This is a genomic window from Azospira oryzae (genome assembly GCF_004217225.1).
In the GTDB taxonomy this organism is placed as follows: Bacteria; Pseudomonadota; Gammaproteobacteria; order Burkholderiales; family Rhodocyclaceae; genus Azospira; species Azospira oryzae.
In genome coordinates this window covers 722350-736640 of record NZ_SHKM01000002.1, presented here as the reverse complement: position 1 = coordinate 736640, position 14291 = coordinate 722350, and the positions used below count along the sequence as shown (strand labels likewise).

General features: G+C 66.4%; 16 protein-coding genes. 5 read left to right on the top strand and 11 right to left on the bottom strand.

Going from position 1 to position 14291, the window contains the following annotated elements; translation table 11 throughout:
- Window position 1 precedes the first annotated feature (1 nt).
- From EV678_RS12490 to EV678_RS12455, 8 genes are all read right to left on the bottom strand, one after another.
- Window positions 2–718, bottom strand: coding sequence for an ABC transporter ATP-binding protein (locus EV678_RS12490; protein WP_014235737.1), 717 nt, complete (start codon window positions 716–718; stop codon window positions 2–4).
- Window positions 711–1514, bottom strand: coding sequence for an ABC transporter ATP-binding protein (locus EV678_RS12485; protein WP_130459744.1), 804 nt, complete (start codon window positions 1512–1514; stop codon window positions 711–713). Before EV678_RS12485 ends, EV678_RS12490 begins: the two co-directional genes overlap by 8 nt.
- The gene (locus tag EV678_RS12480; protein ID WP_014235739.1) at window positions 1514–2590 is read right to left on the bottom strand and encodes an ABC transporter permease subunit; all 1077 of its coding nucleotides are present in this window, start codon (window positions 2588–2590) and stop codon (window positions 1514–1516) included. The genes EV678_RS12485 and EV678_RS12480 overlap by 1 nt, the downstream gene beginning before the upstream one ends.
- Window positions 2587–3510: a branched-chain amino acid ABC transporter permease gene (locus EV678_RS12475; protein ID WP_014235740.1), complete on the bottom strand. Its 924-nt coding sequence runs from the start codon at window positions 3508–3510 to the stop codon at window positions 2587–2589. Before EV678_RS12475 ends, EV678_RS12480 begins: the two co-directional genes overlap by 4 nt.
- A gap of 72 nt (window positions 3511–3582) precedes the next feature.
- Complete coding sequence (locus tag EV678_RS12470) at window positions 3583–4881, bottom strand: branched-chain amino acid ABC transporter substrate-binding protein (RefSeq protein ID WP_130459743.1); 1299 nt, start codon at window positions 4879–4881, stop codon at window positions 3583–3585.
- Between the two features lie 189 nt (window positions 4882–5070).
- Window positions 5071–5379 (bottom strand): c-type cytochrome, encoded by a 309-nt coding sequence (locus EV678_RS12465; protein WP_014235742.1) that lies wholly within the window; start codon window positions 5377–5379, stop codon window positions 5071–5073.
- Window positions 5380–5429: 50 nt separating this feature from the next.
- Complete coding sequence (locus EV678_RS12460; protein ID WP_130459742.1) at window positions 5430–7478, bottom strand: thioredoxin domain-containing protein; 2049 nt, start codon at window positions 7476–7478, stop codon at window positions 5430–5432.
- A gap of 54 nt (window positions 7479–7532) precedes the next feature.
- Window positions 7533–8438 carry a LysR family transcriptional regulator gene (locus tag EV678_RS12455; RefSeq protein WP_130459741.1) on the bottom strand — a complete coding sequence of 302 codons (906 nt, stop codon included), beginning with the start codon at window positions 8436–8438 and terminating at the stop codon, window positions 7533–7535.
- A 105-nt stretch (window positions 8439–8543) separates the two neighbouring features.
- Between EV678_RS12455 and EV678_RS12450 the strand changes: the two genes are divergently transcribed.
- The 5 genes from EV678_RS12450 (at window position 8544) to EV678_RS12430 (ending at window position 12668) form a co-directional block, all read left to right on the top strand.
- Complete coding sequence (locus EV678_RS12450) at window positions 8544–9455, top strand: DMT family transporter (RefSeq protein WP_130459740.1); 912 nt, start codon at window positions 8544–8546, stop codon at window positions 9453–9455.
- Between the two features lie 99 nt (window positions 9456–9554).
- Complete coding sequence (locus EV678_RS12445) at window positions 9555–10454, top strand: glutamate/aspartate ABC transporter substrate-binding protein (protein WP_014235746.1); 900 nt, start codon at window positions 9555–9557, stop codon at window positions 10452–10454.
- Between the two features lie 73 nt (window positions 10455–10527).
- Window positions 10528–11265, top strand: a complete 738-nt coding sequence (locus EV678_RS12440; RefSeq protein WP_130459739.1) for an amino acid ABC transporter permease — start codon at window positions 10528–10530, stop codon at window positions 11263–11265.
- Window positions 11266–11268: 3 nt separating this feature from the next.
- Window positions 11269–11943 carry a glutamate/aspartate ABC transporter permease GltK gene (gene gltK / locus EV678_RS12435; protein WP_014235748.1) on the top strand — a complete coding sequence of 225 codons (675 nt, stop codon included), beginning with the start codon at window positions 11269–11271 and terminating at the stop codon, window positions 11941–11943.
- The gene (locus tag EV678_RS12430; protein WP_014235749.1) at window positions 11940–12668 is read left to right on the top strand and encodes an amino acid ABC transporter ATP-binding protein; all 729 of its coding nucleotides are present in this window, start codon (window positions 11940–11942) and stop codon (window positions 12666–12668) included. Before gltK ends, EV678_RS12430 begins: the two co-directional genes overlap by 4 nt.
- A 107-nt stretch (window positions 12669–12775) precedes the next feature.
- Here EV678_RS12430 and EV678_RS12425 read toward each other — a convergent pair whose 3' ends face one another.
- The 3 genes from EV678_RS12425 to EV678_RS12415 form a co-directional block, all read right to left on the bottom strand.
- Window positions 12776–12997 carry a YdcH family protein gene (locus EV678_RS12425; RefSeq protein ID WP_014235750.1) on the bottom strand — a complete coding sequence of 74 codons (222 nt, stop codon included), beginning with the start codon at window positions 12995–12997 and terminating at the stop codon, window positions 12776–12778.
- 182 nt (window positions 12998–13179) lie between these two features.
- Window positions 13180–14019: a methylenetetrahydrofolate reductase [NAD(P)H] gene (metF, locus tag EV678_RS12420; protein WP_130459738.1), complete on the bottom strand. Its 840-nt coding sequence runs from the start codon at window positions 14017–14019 to the stop codon at window positions 13180–13182.
- Window positions 14016–14273, bottom strand: a complete 258-nt coding sequence (locus EV678_RS12415) for an RNA-binding protein (protein WP_130459737.1) — start codon at window positions 14271–14273, stop codon at window positions 14016–14018. Before EV678_RS12415 ends, metF begins: the two co-directional genes overlap by 4 nt.
- Window positions 14274–14291 lie beyond the last annotated feature (18 nt).

The following is a 14291-nucleotide window of genomic DNA, read 5'->3' as shown; positions in this document are numbered from 1 at the left end:
GTCATTCTCCTAGGTAGGCGGCTTTGACGCGGGGGTTGTCGAGCAGGGTGCCGGCCGCATCGGTGAGGGTGATGTCGCCGGACTCCATGACGTAACCGCGGCGGCTCACCTGCAGGGCCAGGCGGGCGTTCTGCTCCACCAGCAGGATGGTCATGCCCTGGCTGGCCACCTCTTGTACCACCTCGAAAACCTTCTGCACCATGATCGGTGCTAAACCCATGGAAGGTTCGTCCAGCAACAGCAGCCTGGGCCGGCTCATCAGGGCCCGGCCCATGGCCAGCATCTGCTGCTCGCCGCCGGAGAGGGTGCCGGCCAGCTGGCCATGGCGTTCCTTGAGGCGGGGCAGGAGGGCGAAGATGCGTTCCAGGTCGTCGGCGATCTCGGCCTTGTCATGGCGGCAGTAGGCGCCCATTTCCAGGTTCTCGGTCACCGTCAGGCGGGCGAAGACGCCCCGGCCTTCAGGCACCAGGGCGATGCCCTGGCCCACCAGCTCATGGGGCGCCAGGGCCGAGATTTCGCGCCCCTGGTAACGCACGCTGCCGCCGGCGGCATCGAGCTGTCGGGCCAGGGCTTTCAGGGTGGAGGTCTTGCCGGCGCCGTTGGCGCCGATGAGGGCCACGGTTTCGCCCGGGTCCACATGGAAGGTGATGCCCTTGACGGCCTGGATGCCACCGTAGGCGATGCGCAGACCTTCGACGATGAGCAGGGGTTCAGCCATGGGCCACCTCGCTGCCGGCGGGTTGGGCTTCGGCGCCCAGATAAGCGGTAATCACGCGGGGATCCTTCTGCACCACGGCGGGCACGTCCTCACAAATCTTTTCGCCGTAATCGAGCACGGCCACCCGGTCGCACAGGCCCATCACCAGCTTCACGTCGTGCTCGATCAGCAGCACGGTGATACCGTCCTTGCGGATGCCTTCGATGAGGGTGCGCAGTTCGCCGGTTTCCGAGGCGTTCATGCCGGCAGCGGGTTCGTCCAGGGCCAGCAGCCTGGGCTCGGTGGCCAGGGCCCGGGCGATTTCCAGGCGGCGCTGGTCGCCGTAGGAGAGATGCTTGGCCAGGTCGTGGGCCCGGTCGGCGATGCCCACGTAGTGCAGCAGCTCCTCGGCCCGGCGCTGGATGGCCGCCTCCTCCGCCCGGGTGCCCGGGGTGCGGAAGATGGCGCCGAAGACGCCGGCCCGGGTGCGCTGGTGGCGGCCCACCATGACATTCTCCAGGGCCGTCATGTGGGCGAAGAGGCGGATGTTCTGGAAGGTGCGGGCAATGCCCCGGGCCGCCACCTTGTGGGGGGCCGAGGTGTCCAGCTCCGCCCCGGCGAAGACGATGCGCCCGCCGTTGGGCACATAGAGGCCGGTGAGGCAGTTGAAGAAGGTGGTCTTGCCGGCCCCGTTGGGGCCGATCAGGCCGTAGATCTCCCCTTCCCGGATGGTCAGGGAGACGCCGCGCAGGGCCTTGACCCCGCCGAAGTGCTTGGCCACGTCGCTGGCCTCGAGGAGGATGGGACGCTCGCTCATCACTTGCTCCCTCCCTGCAGTTCCCGTTTGCGCGTGGCCGAGGGCCACAGGCCGGCGGGGCGGTAGAGCATGACGGCGATCAGGGCCAGGCCGAAGAGCAGCATACGCAGGCTTTCCGGGTCCACCACCACCTTGCCGAAGGCGTACTTCTGCAGGGGCACGGCGGCATGGCGGAAGGCTTCGGGCAGGATGGTGAGGAGGATGCCGCCGAGGATGACGCCGGGAATGTGGCCCATGCCCCCCAGCACCACCATGCACAGCACCATGATGGATTCCATGAGGCCGAAGGACTCGGGGCTGACGAAGCCCTGGAAGCTGGCGAAGAGGCCGCCGGCGACGCCGCCGAAGGTGGCGCCCATGGAGAAGGCCAGCAGCTTGATGTTGCGCACGTTGATGCCGCAGGCCTTGGCGGCGATCTCGTCTTCCCGGATGGCGACCCAGGCGCGGCCGATGCGGGAATCCTCCAGGCGGATGGTGACGAAGATGATGACCAGGGCCAGCAGCAGGAACAGGTAGTAGTAGGCGTGCAGGGAAGGCACCGTGACACCCAGCACCGAGAGGGGCTTGGCCAGGGTGACGCCGCCGACGTGGAAGGGATCGATGCTGGAAATGCCCTGGGGCCCGTTGGTGATGTTCACCGGCGCATTCAGGTTGTTCATGAAAATGCGGATGATCTCGCCGAAGCCCAGGGTGACGATGGCCAGGTAGTCGCCCCGCAGGCGCAGGGTCGGCGCCCCCAGCAGGGCCCCGGCACCGCCCGCCACCACGGCCCCCAGGGGCAGGATGGCCCACACCGGCCAGTGCAGGCCGAAGTGGGGGCTGGCGAGGAGGGCGTAGAGATAGGCGCCGACGGCATAGAAGGCGATGTAGCCCAGGTCCAGGAGGCCGGCGAAGCCCACCACGATGTTCAGCCCCAGGGCCAGCATGATGTAGAGCATGGCGAAGTTGAGGATGCGCAGCCAGGCATTGCCCAGGCCGGCGCCGACGAGGAAGGGCAGCACCGCCAGGACGATGCCGATGGCGGCGTAGCCGGCCCAGAGGACGCGGCGGTCATGCTTGAGGTCGTTCCAGCTCATGCCCGTTCCGCCACTTTCTCGCCCACCAGGCCGGAGGGACGGAAGACCAGCACCAGGATCAGGACGAAGAAGGCGAACACGTCCTGGTAATGGGAACCGAGGAAGCCGCCGGTGATGTCGCCGATGTAGCCGGCCCCCAGGGATTCGATGAGACCCAGGAGGATGCCGCCGATCATGGCCCCGGCCAGGTTGCCGATGCCGCCCAGCACCGCGGCGGTGAAGGCCTTGAGACCGAGAATGAAGCCCATGTAGTAGTGGGCGATGGAGTAGTTGGCACTGACCATGAGCCCGGCCACGGCGGCCAGGGCCGAGCCGATGACGAAGGTGAGGGAGATGATGTGGTTCACATTCACCCCCATCAGCTGGGCAATGGCCGGATTCTCGGCGGTGGCGCGCATGGCGCGGCCCAGGCGGGTGCGGTTGATGAGCAGCAGCAGGCCGGCCATCATGCCGGCGGCCACCAGGACGATGATCACCTGCAGGTCGGTGAAGGTGGCGCCCAGCACTTCGTGGGCCTCGGCCGGCAGCACGGCGGGGAAGGAATGGTAGCTGCGGCCCCAGACCATCATGGCCAGGTTCTGCAGCACGATGGAGACGCCGATGGCGGTGATCAGGGGGGCCAGCCGGGGCGCCTTGCGCAGGGGCCGGTAGGCGATCTTTTCGATGCCGTAGCCGATGGCCATGCACACCGGGGCGGCGGCCATGAGGCCGATCAGGGCGATGACCGGGCCCGGCAGGCCGGAGCCGGCCAGCAGCTTGACCACGGTAAGGGCGGTGAGGGCACCGATCATGACCACTTCGCCATGGGCGAAGTTGATGAGGCCCAGGATGCCGTACACCATGGTGTAGCCGAGGGCCACCAGGGCGTAGATGCTGCCGAGCACCAGGCCGTTGATGATTTGTTGCAGAAAAATGTCCATGGAATTCCTGTGCGGACATGCAAACGGCGCCATAGGGCGCCGTTTGCAATGGGGAGGTTGGCTAGGAGCGGCTTACTTCTTCTCGCCAGCCGCAGCGGCAGGAGCGGAGGCGGGAGCCGCGGCGGCCGGTGCAGCCGCTGCCGGCGCTTCGGCAGGAGCCGCTGCCGGCACCGCCTCGGGAGTGCCACCCAGGGTTTCCACGTACTCGATCTTGCCGCCCTTGTACTCGTAGAAGGAAATGGCGCCGTCCTTCAGGTCGCCGAACTCGTCGAAGCCGATCTTGGCGGTGACGCCCTGGAAGCTGGTCTTGCCGATTTCCGGCAGGTACTTGGCCGGCTCCACGGAATTGGCCCGCTTCATGGCATCCACCAGGACCATGGTGGCGTCGTAGACATAGGGCGCGTAGAGCTGGATTTCGGTCTTGAACTTGCCGACGAACTTGTCCTTGAAGACGGTGCCGCCGGGCATCTTGTCCAGGGGCACGCCGGGCAGGGAGCAGTACTGGCCTTCGGCGGCGGCGCCGGCCAGGGTGATGAAGTTGGGCGTGCAGCCGCCGTCGCCGGTGAGGAACTTGGCCTTCAGCCCCAGTTCCTTCATCTGCTTGGCCATGGGGCCGCCCTGGGGATCCATGCCGCCGTAGAAGATCAGGTCCGGCTTCTTCGACTTGATCTTGGTCAGGATGGCCTTGAAGTCGGTGGCCTTGTCATTGGTGTACTCGCTGGCCACCACCTTGAGGCCGGCAGCTTCGGAGGCCTTCTTGAACTCGTCGGCCAGGCCCTGGCCGTAAGCGGTACGGTCGTCGATGATGGCAACGCTCTTGGCCGCCAGGGTCTTGGCGGCGAACTGGGCCAGGGCCTTGCCCTGCTGCTCGTCGTTGGCCATGACGCGGAAGGCGGTGGCAAAGCCCTGCTTGGTGTAGGTGGGGTTGGTGGCGGAGCCGGAAATCTGGGGAATGCCGGCATCGAAATAAATCTTGGAGGCCGGGATGGTGGTGCCGGAGTTGAGGTGGCCGATGACGCCGTTAACCTTGGCGTCGACGAACTTCTGGGCCACGGTGGTGCCCTGCTTGGGGTCGGCCTGGTCGTCGTCGGAAATGAGCTCGAACTTGACCTTGGCACCGCCGATCTCCAGCCCCTTGGCGTTCAGTTCCTCGATGGCCAGGGTGGCGCCGTATTCGTTGTCCTTGCCGATGTGGGCCTGGGGGCCGGTGAGGGGAGAGGCATGGCCGATCTTGACGGTGATCTCGGGCTTGGCGGCAGGAGCTGCAGCCGGGGCGGCCTGGGGTGCGGGTTCTTCCTTGTTGCCGCAACCGATCAGGGAAATGGCGGCGGCCAGGGCCAGGATGGTGCCGGGAATGCTGTTCATGCGCATAACGGAAACTCCTCTCGGGCTTATAACGGATGACGGTGTTGGGGAACAAGATACAGCGAATGATTCTCAGGGCGCCCCCCGCCCTTGTCAATATGCAGGATACAAGGTCGGCGCGGGCCTCCGGACGGATTGCAGACAATAAAAAAGCCAACCCGGAGGTTGGCTTTTCGTCAGCGAGACCTTAACGGCTCACTTCAGGCTCAGGACCCAGTGAGCCAGCTTCTTGGCTTCGTCCGGGGTCACGTTGTTGGGGGGCATGGGCACGGTGCCCCAGGCGCCGCTGCCGCCCTTCTGGATCTTCTCGGCCAGCTTGCCTTCGGCAGCCTTGTCGCCGGCGTACTTCTTGGCCACGTCCTTGTAGGCGGGGCCCACCACCTTGGTGGCGATCTGGTGACAGGTCATGCAGTTCTTGGCCTTGGCCAGGGCTTCGTCAGCCTGGGCAGCGCCGTTGATCAGGAGGCCAGCGGCGGCCAGCAGGGACACGTAAATCGCTTTCATGCTCTCGCTCCGTAGTGAGAATGGTGAATATGCTGTGTAGCGCGGGGATGTTAATGCACTTTCAACGGTTTGGCCAACATGCCAAGCAGGGCTTCCAGGCCGTCGATGGGTGGCAAGCAAGTAACGCCGGCACAGACCCAGGCGTTGACACGTTCCGTCTCCGGTTTGCGCAAGGGGGGCGGCCGTTCGTCCCCGCCCGTAGGGGCCACGGCGAGCAGCCAGGGCGCCGGCAGGCGGCCGATTTCGTCCTGCCAGCGGGCCAGCTCCGCGGCCGGTCCCTGCAGCACGGCCAGGGCCGGGGGGCTCAGCTCGTCGCCGAGGACATTGAGCAGGCCCGGGTGGGCGCCGGGATGCTGGCGCAGGTCGGGCAGGAACAGGGCCAGGGCGCGGCGGGCGGCGGCGGCATAGCGGGGCTCGCCGCTAAGCAGGGCCAGGCGCCCCAGGGCAAAGGCGGCAACGCCGTTGCCCGACGGCGTCGCATGGTCCTCCACCGGCTTGGTGCGGTAAATCAGGGCCTCATGGTCGTGGGCGGTGAAGAAGAAGCCGCCTTCCTCCCGATCCTCGAAGTGCTGCAGCAGGGCGTCGGCCAGGGCCACGGCACAGCGGTAGTCGGCATCGCGCCAGCCGGCCTGGAGCAACTCCAGCATGGCCTCCAGGAGGAAGGCATGGTCGTCCAGATAGGCCGGCAGCCGGGCCCGGCCATCCTTCCAGGCGGCCAGCAGCCGCCCGTCCCGCCAGAGCTCACGCTGCAGGAAATCGGCCGCCCCGCAGGCCAGGCCCAGCCATTCGGGCCGGCCGAAGGCCCGGGCGGCCCGGGCCAGACCCTTGATGGCCAGGGCGTTGCAGCCGGTCAACACCTTGTCGTCCCGCCCTGGGCGGATGCGCTCGTTGCGGGCCGCCAGCAGAGTGTGCCGGGCCCCTTCCAGCTGCTGGCGCGCCTCGCCGGGCGTCAGGCGCAGGCGTTCGGCCACCTGCTCCAGGGGCTGCACCTGGCGCAGGTGCCATTCGGCATCCTCGAAATTGGGCGGACCATCCAGGCCCCAGTGGATGGAAGCCACATCCCATTGCTGGGGCGGCAGCAGGGCATGGACCTCCCGGGCGGTCCATAGGTAGAAGCGGCCTTCCTCGCCCTCGCTGTCCGCATCCAGGGCGGCGGCGAAGGCCCCGCCGGGCAGCGCCATTTCGTGCTGCAGCCAGGCGACGATGCCCTCGGCTGCCTGGCGGAACACCTGCTTGCGGCTCAGGGCCCAGGCTTCGGCATAGAGGTGAAGCAGCTGGGCGTTGTCGTAGAGCATTTTCTCGAAGTGGGGAATGCTCCACTGGGCATCGACGCTGTAACGATAGAAGCCGCCGCCCAGGTGGTCGTGGATGCCGCCCTCGGCCATCCGTTCCAGGGTCGTCAGGGCCATGTCCCGGGCGTGGGGATCGCCGGTGGCGGCATGGCGGCGCAGGAGGAAGTCCAGGGCGGCAGGCCGGGGAAATTTGGGGGCGCCGCCAAAGCCGCCACGGCGCCGGTCGTAGTTGGTGTCCAGCTCCGCCACGGCCTGGGCCAGGGGGTCCGCATTGAACAGGGGCTCGCCCCGCACCGCCCGGGGCAGGGTGCTGCCGAAGGCCTCGCGCATGGTGCGGCCCTGCTCGGCAATCTCGTCTTGCTTCTCGGCAAAGGCCCGGGCCACGCTGTGCAGCACTTCGACGAAGGCCGGCAGGCCGTGGCGGGGTTCCCGCGGGAAATAGGTGCCGCCGAAGAAGGGCATGGCGTCCGGTGCCAGGAACATGGTCAGGGGCCAACCGCCGGGGCGGCCGACCAGCATCTGGTGGGCGGTCTGGTAGACCTGGTCCAGGTCGGGGCGCTCCTCCCGGTCCACCTTGATGTTGATGAAGAGGCGGTTCATCTCCGCCGCCACGATTGCATCGGCGAAGCACTCGTGGGCCATGACATGGCACCAGTGGCAGGCCGAGTAGCCGATGGAGAGCAGGATCGGCCGGTTTTCCGCCCGGGCCCGGGCCAGCGCCTCCTCGCCCCAGGGATACCAGTCCACCGGGTTGTCGGCGTGCTGCAGCAGGTAGGGGGAGGTTTCTGCGGCGAGGCGGTTGGGCATGACGGGCAGTCGACTAGAGAGGTTGTGTCTGGGACAGCATCCGGGGCGGGGGGTTCAGGCCTCGGCGCTTTTCGCCAGGGCATCCACCAGGGCGACGGCGAAGCCGGACAGGCTGGCCCGGTTGCGGACGCAGATCTGCAGGTCGCGCCGGGCCCAGGGCTCGGACAGTTCCAGCACCGTGGGCGGCCGTTCCCGGTCGGCGAAGACCAGGGCCGAACGGGGCACCAGGCCGATGCCGACGCCGGCTCCCACCATGCGCAGCACGGCGCCGAAACTGCGCACCTGGATGCGCACGTTGAGGTGGCGTCCCTGGGCCGCTGCCGCATTCATGGTGAAGGTGTGGATGGCGCTGCCGGCGTGGAGCATGACGAAAGGGTAGTCCAGTACGACACCGAAACCCAGCCCGGCAGGCTCGTCGCGACGGGCTTCCAGGGGATGACCGGCGGGCACTACCAGCACCAGGCGGTCCTGGCGGTAGGGCAGCAGCTCCACCCCGGAGCTTTCCACATGGCCCGCCACCACCCCCACTTCCACTTCGCCGCCGGCCACGGCCAGGGCGATATGGGGGCTGGTGTGCTCCTCCAGGGTGACGCTGACCTGGGGATGGTCCCGCAGGAAACCGGCCAGGTCCATGGGCAGAAAGGTGTGGGTGGCGTGGGTATTGGCCCACAGGCTGACGTGGCCGCGGATGCCTTGGGCGTAGGGCGCCAGGTCGGCATGCATCTGCTCCAGCTGGGCAAACACTTCCCGGGCGTGGCGCAGCAGGGACTCGCCGGCCCGGGTCAGGGCCACGCCCCGGGCCTGGCGGGTGAGCAGGGGCGTGCCCAGAGCGTCCTCCAGCTGACGGATGCGGTGGCTGGCGGAGGAGGGCGCCAGATGGGCCTTCTCGGCACCCCGGGTGAGGTTGCGCTCCTCCGCCACGGCCAGGAACAGTTTCAGGTCGACAAGATCGTAGCGCATGGAAGGTTTCGGCTTTGACGAAGGCTTGCTTGGGAGTTTACCAATTGTTCCAGCTTTGGCGCGGGCTGAAAATCCAAACACTTCGTCTTGCCCGAATCGAACTCCATGCCCTGGAAACACTGGAACTCCGACCGCATCGGCGTCGCCCTGGCCGTCCTGGCGGCGTTCGGCTTCTCCTTCAAGGCCATTTTCGTCAAGCTGGCCTATGCTGCCGCCCCGGTGGATGCCGTCACCCTGCTCTCCCTGCGCATGGTCTTTTCCCTGCCCGCCTTCCTCTGGATCGGCTTCACCGCCGGCAACGCCGCCCCCCTGACGCGACGCGACTGGAGCACCCTGGTGGTGCTCGGCGTTCTCGGCTACTACGCCTCCAGCATGCTCGACTTCCTCGGCCTGCAGTACATCTCGGCCGGTCTGGAACGGCTGATCCTGTTCACCTATCCGACCCTGACCGTGCTCATCGGCGTGCTGTTCATGGGCCAGTCCCTGGAGAAGCGCCAGGTGGGCGCCCTGCTGCTGTCCTACGCCGGCATCGGCCTGGCCTTCGCCCACGACCTGCAACTGGGCGGCGACGTGGCCACCCTGCTCACTGGCGCCGCCTTCGTCTTCGGCTCGGCCCTCACCTACGCCATCTACAGCGCCGGGGCCGAACCGGCCATCCGCCGCCTCGGCTCAGCCCGCTTCGCCGCCCTGGCCATGCTGGTGTCCACCACCGCCACCCAGCTGCACTTCTTCGCCACCCAGCCCCTCTCCGCCCTGGTGCAACCTCTGCCCATCTATCTCTACGGCGCCGCCATGGCCCTTTTCTCCACGGTGCTGCCCATCCTCTGGCAATCCGCAGCCATCCGCCGCATCGGTGCCGCCCGGTCGGTACTGATCGGCACCCTGGGGCCCGTCCTCACCATCTTCTTCAGCTGGTGGCTGCTGCAGGAGCCCGTCTCCGCCGCCCAGCTGGCCGGCGCCGGCCTGGTCCTGGCCGGAGTCCTGCTGGTCAGCCGCAGCAAGCGCAAGCCCGCCTAGGCCGGACCTAGGGGAAACTCCTCTGGTCAGACGGGCCGCCTTGTGCTGCAATCGGCGCTGTGCCCCTGCGGCCCAACCCACCCCTGCAAGGAGATGCCCATGCGCAAGACCCTGACCCTGGCAGCCGCTGCCGTCATTGGTTCCGCCCTCTGTGCCGCCCCGGTGCTGGCCCAGGAATCCCCCACCCTGAAGAAGATCAAGGACACCGGCTCCATCACCCTGGGCCATCGGGAATCCTCCATCCCCTTTTCCTACTATGACGACAAGCAGCAGGTCATCGGCTATTCCCACGAGATGATGTTGAAGGCGGTGGACGCCATCAAGGCCGAACTGAAGCTGGCCAAGCTGGACGTCAAGCTGATGCCGGTCACCTCGGCCAACCGCATCACCCTGTTGCAGAACGGCACGGTGGACATGGAGTGCGGCTCCACCACCAACAACCTGGAACGGCAGAAGCAGGTCGGCTTCTCCACCAGCATCTTCGTCATCGGCACCCGCCTCATGGCCAAGAAAGACGCCGGCGTGAAGGACTTCCCCGACCTCGCCGGAAAGAACGTGGTAACCACCGCCGGCACCACTTCCGAACGCCTCATCCGCAAGATGAACGAGGAAAAGCAGATGAAGATGAACATCATCTCGGCCAAGGACCACGGCGAATCCTTCCTCACCCTGGAAAGCGGCCGCGCCGTCGCCTTCATGATGGACGACGCCCTGCTCTACGGCGAAATGGCCAAGGCCAAGCGTCCGGGCGACTGGGTCGTGGTCGGTACCGCCCAGTCCAAGGAAGCCTACGGCTGCATGCTGCGCAAGGACGACGCCGGCTTCAAGAAGGTGGTGGATGCGGCCCTGACCAAGGCCATGACCTCCGGCGAGGCGGAGAAGATCTACAACAAGTGGTTCATGAACCCCATTCCGCCCAAGGGGCTCAACCTCAACATGCCGCTCTCCGACGACATGAAGGCCCTCTACAAGGCTCCCAACGACAAGGCCTACGAGTAGCCGGGTCTGATCGGCAAGGCGGAAGGGCGATGCCCCTCCGCCTCCTTCTCCCTCTTCCCGTCGGGGTTCCATCATGAACTACAACTGGAACTGGTCGGTCTTCCTCACCCCCGTCCCCTCAGGGGAAACGACCTACCTGGGCTGGCTGTTCACCGGCCTGCAATGGACCGTTGCCCTGTCCCTTTCCGCCTGGGTCATCGCCCTGGTGGTGGGCTCCATCGTCGGCGTCCTGCGCACCGTGCCCAACCGCTGGCTGTCCTCCTTCGCCGCGGTGTACGTCGAGTGTTTCCGCAACGTGCCTCTCCTGGTGCAGCTGTTCTCCTGGTATTTCGTCCTGCCCGAACTGCTGCCCCCGGCCCTGGGCAACGCCTACAAGCAATCCGACCCGCTGCTGCAGCAGTTTCTCGCCGCCATGCTCTGCCTGGGCCTGTTCACTGCCGCCCGCGTCGCCGAGCAGGTGCGTGCCGGCATCGAATCCCTGCCCCGGGGCCAGAAGAACGCCGGCCTGGCCATGGGCTTCACCCTGGCCCAGGTGTATCGCCACGTGCTGCTACCCATGGCCTTCCGCATCATCGTGCCGCCCCTGACCTCCGAATTCCTCAACATCTTCAAGAACTCGGCCGTAGCCACCACCATCGGCCTCATCGAGCTGTCGCGCCAGGCCCAGCAACTGGTGGACTACACGGCCCAGCCCTACGAAGCCTTCATCGCCGTGACCCTGCTCTACGTCTGCATCAACGTCACCGTGATGTTCCTCATGCGCCGCCTGGAAGAAAAAGTCCGGGTCCCAGGCTTTATCGGAGGCAAGTGAGCCATGTACGAATTTGACTGGAGCTCCATTCCCGGCGCCCTGCCCCTGCTCGGCAAGGGCCTGCTGGTGACCCTGGAAGTGACCCTCACCGCCATCGTCGTCGGCATCGGCTGGGGCACCCTGCTCGCGGTGGCCCGGCTGTCCAGCAACAGACTGCTGTCCTTCCTTGCCGCCGGCTACGTGAACCTGTTCCGCTCGGTGCCCCTGGTGATGGTCATCCTGTGGTTCTACCTGATCGTGCCCCAGGCCCTGAAGGGCCTCTTCGGCCAGGATATCGGCGATATCCGCCTGGTCTCCGCCCTGGTGGCCTTCGCCCTGTTCGAGGCCGCCTACTATTCGGAAATCATCCGGGCCGGCATCCAGAGCGTGCCCAAGGGGCAGGTCGCCGCCGGTCTGGCCCTGGGCCTGACGCCGGGCCAGACCATGCGCCTGGTGGTGCTGCCCCAGGCCTTCCGCAACATGATTCCGTTGCTCCTGACCCAGGCCATCATCCTCTTCCAGGACACCTCCCTGGTTTACGTGATCGGCCTCTCGGACTTCTTCGGCACCGCCTACAAGGTCGGCGACCGGGACGGCAGACTGGTGGAACTGCTGCTCTTCGCCGGCGCCGCCTACTTTGTCATCTGCTTCACCGTCTCCCGCCTGGTGAAGCACCTGCAAGCGAGGTTCATCAAATGATCGAGATCAAGAACGTTTCCAAGTGGTACGGGCAGTTCCAGGTGCTGACCGATTGCACCACCGAGGTGAAGAAGGGCGAGGTGGTGGTGGTCTGCGGTCCCTCGGGTTCGGGCAAGTCCACCCTGATCAAGTGCGTCAATGGCCTGGAACCCTTCCAGCAGGGCGACATCGTGGTGAATGGCACTTCCGTCGGCGACCCCAGGACCAACCTCTCCAAACTGCGTTCCCACGTCGGCATGGTGTTCCAGCACTTCGAGCTGTTTCCCCACATGACCATCACCGACAACCTGACCATCGCCCAGGTCAAGGTACTGGGCCGCAGCAGGGAGGAGGCCACGGACAAGGGCCTCAAGCTGCTCGACCGGGTGGGCCTCAAGGCCCATGCGCACAAGCATCCGGGCCAGCTTTCCGGCGGCCAGCAGCAGCGGGTGGCCATCGCCCGGGCCCTGGCCATGGACCCCATCTGCATGCTCTTCGACGAACCCACCTCGGCCCTGGACCCGGAAATGATCAACGAGGTGCTGGATGTGATGGTGGAACTGGCCCAGGAAGGCATGACCATGATGTGCGTCACCCACGAAATGGGTTTTGCCCGCAAGGTGGCCCACCGGGTGATCTTCATGGACCAGGGCCGCATCGTCGAGGATGCGGCCAAGGACGACTTTTTCGGCAAGCCCCACTCGGAGCGGGCCCAGCAGTTCCTGGCCAAGATCCTGCAGCACTAGGCTGTCGCGACGGCCAGGCCGCGCGCCCGCCCGCACCAAACAAAAACGCCCGCTGCAGCAGCGGGCGTTTTCATTGCCGGATGGCCCCGGCGGGGCCGGAGAGAAGCTCAGACCGTGGCGCTGGCCTTCTTCAGCACGGCGTAAATCTCGTCCTTCAGCGCCAGCTTTTCCTTCTTCAGGGCTTCGATTTGCTCCGGGGAGCCGGATTCGATGCGGGACTCCATGTTCTTGACCTTCTGGTCGATCTCGTTGTGCTTCTGGAAGAGATTCTGGAAGTGGCGGTCGCTGGTCTTGAGTTGGGAAATCAGGTCGCGGTATTCAGGAAACATGATGACGCTCCACACTGGGTTGTTATGTAAATCGACAGTTCCATTGTACGAGCCTCGCCGCCAGAACAAAACCTCCATGGCCGTCTCCGCGCCGGCAAAGAAAAACCCCCGGCCGCCACGGCGCGGGGGTTGTCCCTGACCTTTGCACAGCGCCCCCGGGGGGTACGCCGCCAGCGGACGGCTCAGCGGGTGCCGAGCCCCAGACGCTGCCAGATCTCACTGGTCAGGCCGGACTGATTCATGGAATAGAAATGCAGCCCCGGGGCGCCGCCGGCCAGCAGCTTCTGGCACAGCTCGGTGACCACATCCAGGCCGAAGGCCTTGATGGAATCGGCGTCGTCGCCGAAGCCTTCGAACTTCTTGCGCATCCAGCGGGGGATTTCGGCGCCGCAGGCATCGGAGAAGCGGGCCAGCTTGGAAAAGCTGGCAATGGGCATGATCCCCGGGACGATGGGGATGGTCACCCCGGCGGCCCGCACCGCATCCACGAAATGGAAGTAGGCGTCGGCGTTGTAGAAGTATTGGGTGATGGCGGAATTGGCTCCCGCATTGACCTTGCGCACGAAGGCCTGCAGGTCGTCGTCGGCGCTGCGGGCCTGGGGGTGCCATTCCGGGTAGGCGGCCACTTCGATATGGAAGTGATCGCCGGTCTCGGCCCGGATGAACTCCACCAGTTCGTTGGCATAGCGGAATTCGCCCGGGTCGGCCATGCCGGAGGGCAGGTCGCCGCGCAGGGCCACCACGCGACGGATGCCCTCGGCCTGGAACTCGGCCAGGATGCCGCGGATGGACTCCCGGGAGGAGCCGATGCAGGACAGGTGGGGCGCCGCATCCAGGCCGGCGGCGACGATTTCGCGCACGGTGGAGAAGGTACGCTCCCGGGTGGAACCGCCGGCACCGTAGGTGACAGAGAAGAAGGCCGGCTTCAGGGCCGCCAGCTTGTCCCGCACCAGGCGCAGCTTCTCCACGCCTTCCGCCGTCTGGGGCGGAAAGAATTCGATACTGAACGTCTTGTCGTTCATGGCGTCTGCCTTTCCTCCAGCAACTGCAGCCGGGTACCGGGCGGCAATTCCTGGGAAGCTTTGGTGATGAGGCCGACGGGTCCCTGGACCCAGCCCTGACTGATCAGATCCCGGGCCAGGGCGCGGGAGGCGGCCAGACCCTGTTCCACCAGCAGCACGTCGGCGCGCACGCCCTTGCGGACGTGGGGCACCGCCTCCTGGCGCACCTTGGGTGGCGGACGGGAACTGCGGCTGTGGAACGAGTTCATGGACATGGCGGGTCCCGACCCATC

Coding starts and splice junctions, on each gene's coding strand:
- metF (WP_130459738.1), bottom strand. CDS start 14,019: ATGAACGACAAGACGTTCAGTATCGAATTCTTTCCGCCCCAGACGGCG.
- EV678_RS12425 (WP_014235750.1), bottom strand. CDS start 12,997: ATGTTTCCTGAATACCGCGACCTGATTTCCCAACTCAAGACCAGCGAC.
- EV678_RS12450 (WP_130459740.1), top strand. CDS start 8,544: ATGCCCTGGAAACACTGGAACTCCGACCGCATCGGCGTCGCCCTGGCC.
- EV678_RS12490 (WP_014235737.1), bottom strand. CDS start 718: ATGGCTGAACCCCTGCTCATCGTCGAAGGTCTGCGCATCGCCTACGGT.
- EV678_RS12445 (WP_014235746.1), top strand. CDS start 9,555: ATGCGCAAGACCCTGACCCTGGCAGCCGCTGCCGTCATTGGTTCCGCC.
- EV678_RS12460 (WP_130459742.1), bottom strand. CDS start 7,478: ATGCCCAACCGCCTCGCCGCAGAAACCTCCCCCTACCTGCTGCAGCAC.
- EV678_RS12470 (WP_130459743.1), bottom strand. CDS start 4,881: ATGCGCATGAACAGCATTCCCGGCACCATCCTGGCCCTGGCCGCCGCC.
- EV678_RS12440 (WP_130459739.1), top strand. CDS start 10,528: ATGAACTACAACTGGAACTGGTCGGTCTTCCTCACCCCCGTCCCCTCA.
- EV678_RS12475 (WP_014235740.1), bottom strand. CDS start 3,510: ATGGACATTTTTCTGCAACAAATCATCAACGGCCTGGTGCTCGGCAGC.
- gltK (WP_014235748.1), top strand. CDS start 11,269: ATGTACGAATTTGACTGGAGCTCCATTCCCGGCGCCCTGCCCCTGCTC.
- EV678_RS12415 (WP_130459737.1), bottom strand. CDS start 14,273: ATGTCCATGAACTCGTTCCACAGCCGCAGTTCCCGTCCGCCACCCAAG.
- EV678_RS12465 (WP_014235742.1), bottom strand. CDS start 5,379: ATGAAAGCGATTTACGTGTCCCTGCTGGCCGCCGCTGGCCTCCTGATC.
- EV678_RS12485 (WP_130459744.1), bottom strand. CDS start 1,514: ATGAGCGAGCGTCCCATCCTCCTCGAGGCCAGCGACGTGGCCAAGCAC.
- EV678_RS12480 (WP_014235739.1), bottom strand. CDS start 2,590: ATGAGCTGGAACGACCTCAAGCATGACCGCCGCGTCCTCTGGGCCGGC.
- EV678_RS12455 (WP_130459741.1), bottom strand. CDS start 8,438: ATGCGCTACGATCTTGTCGACCTGAAACTGTTCCTGGCCGTGGCGGAG.
- EV678_RS12430 (WP_014235749.1), top strand. CDS start 11,940: ATGATCGAGATCAAGAACGTTTCCAAGTGGTACGGGCAGTTCCAGGTG.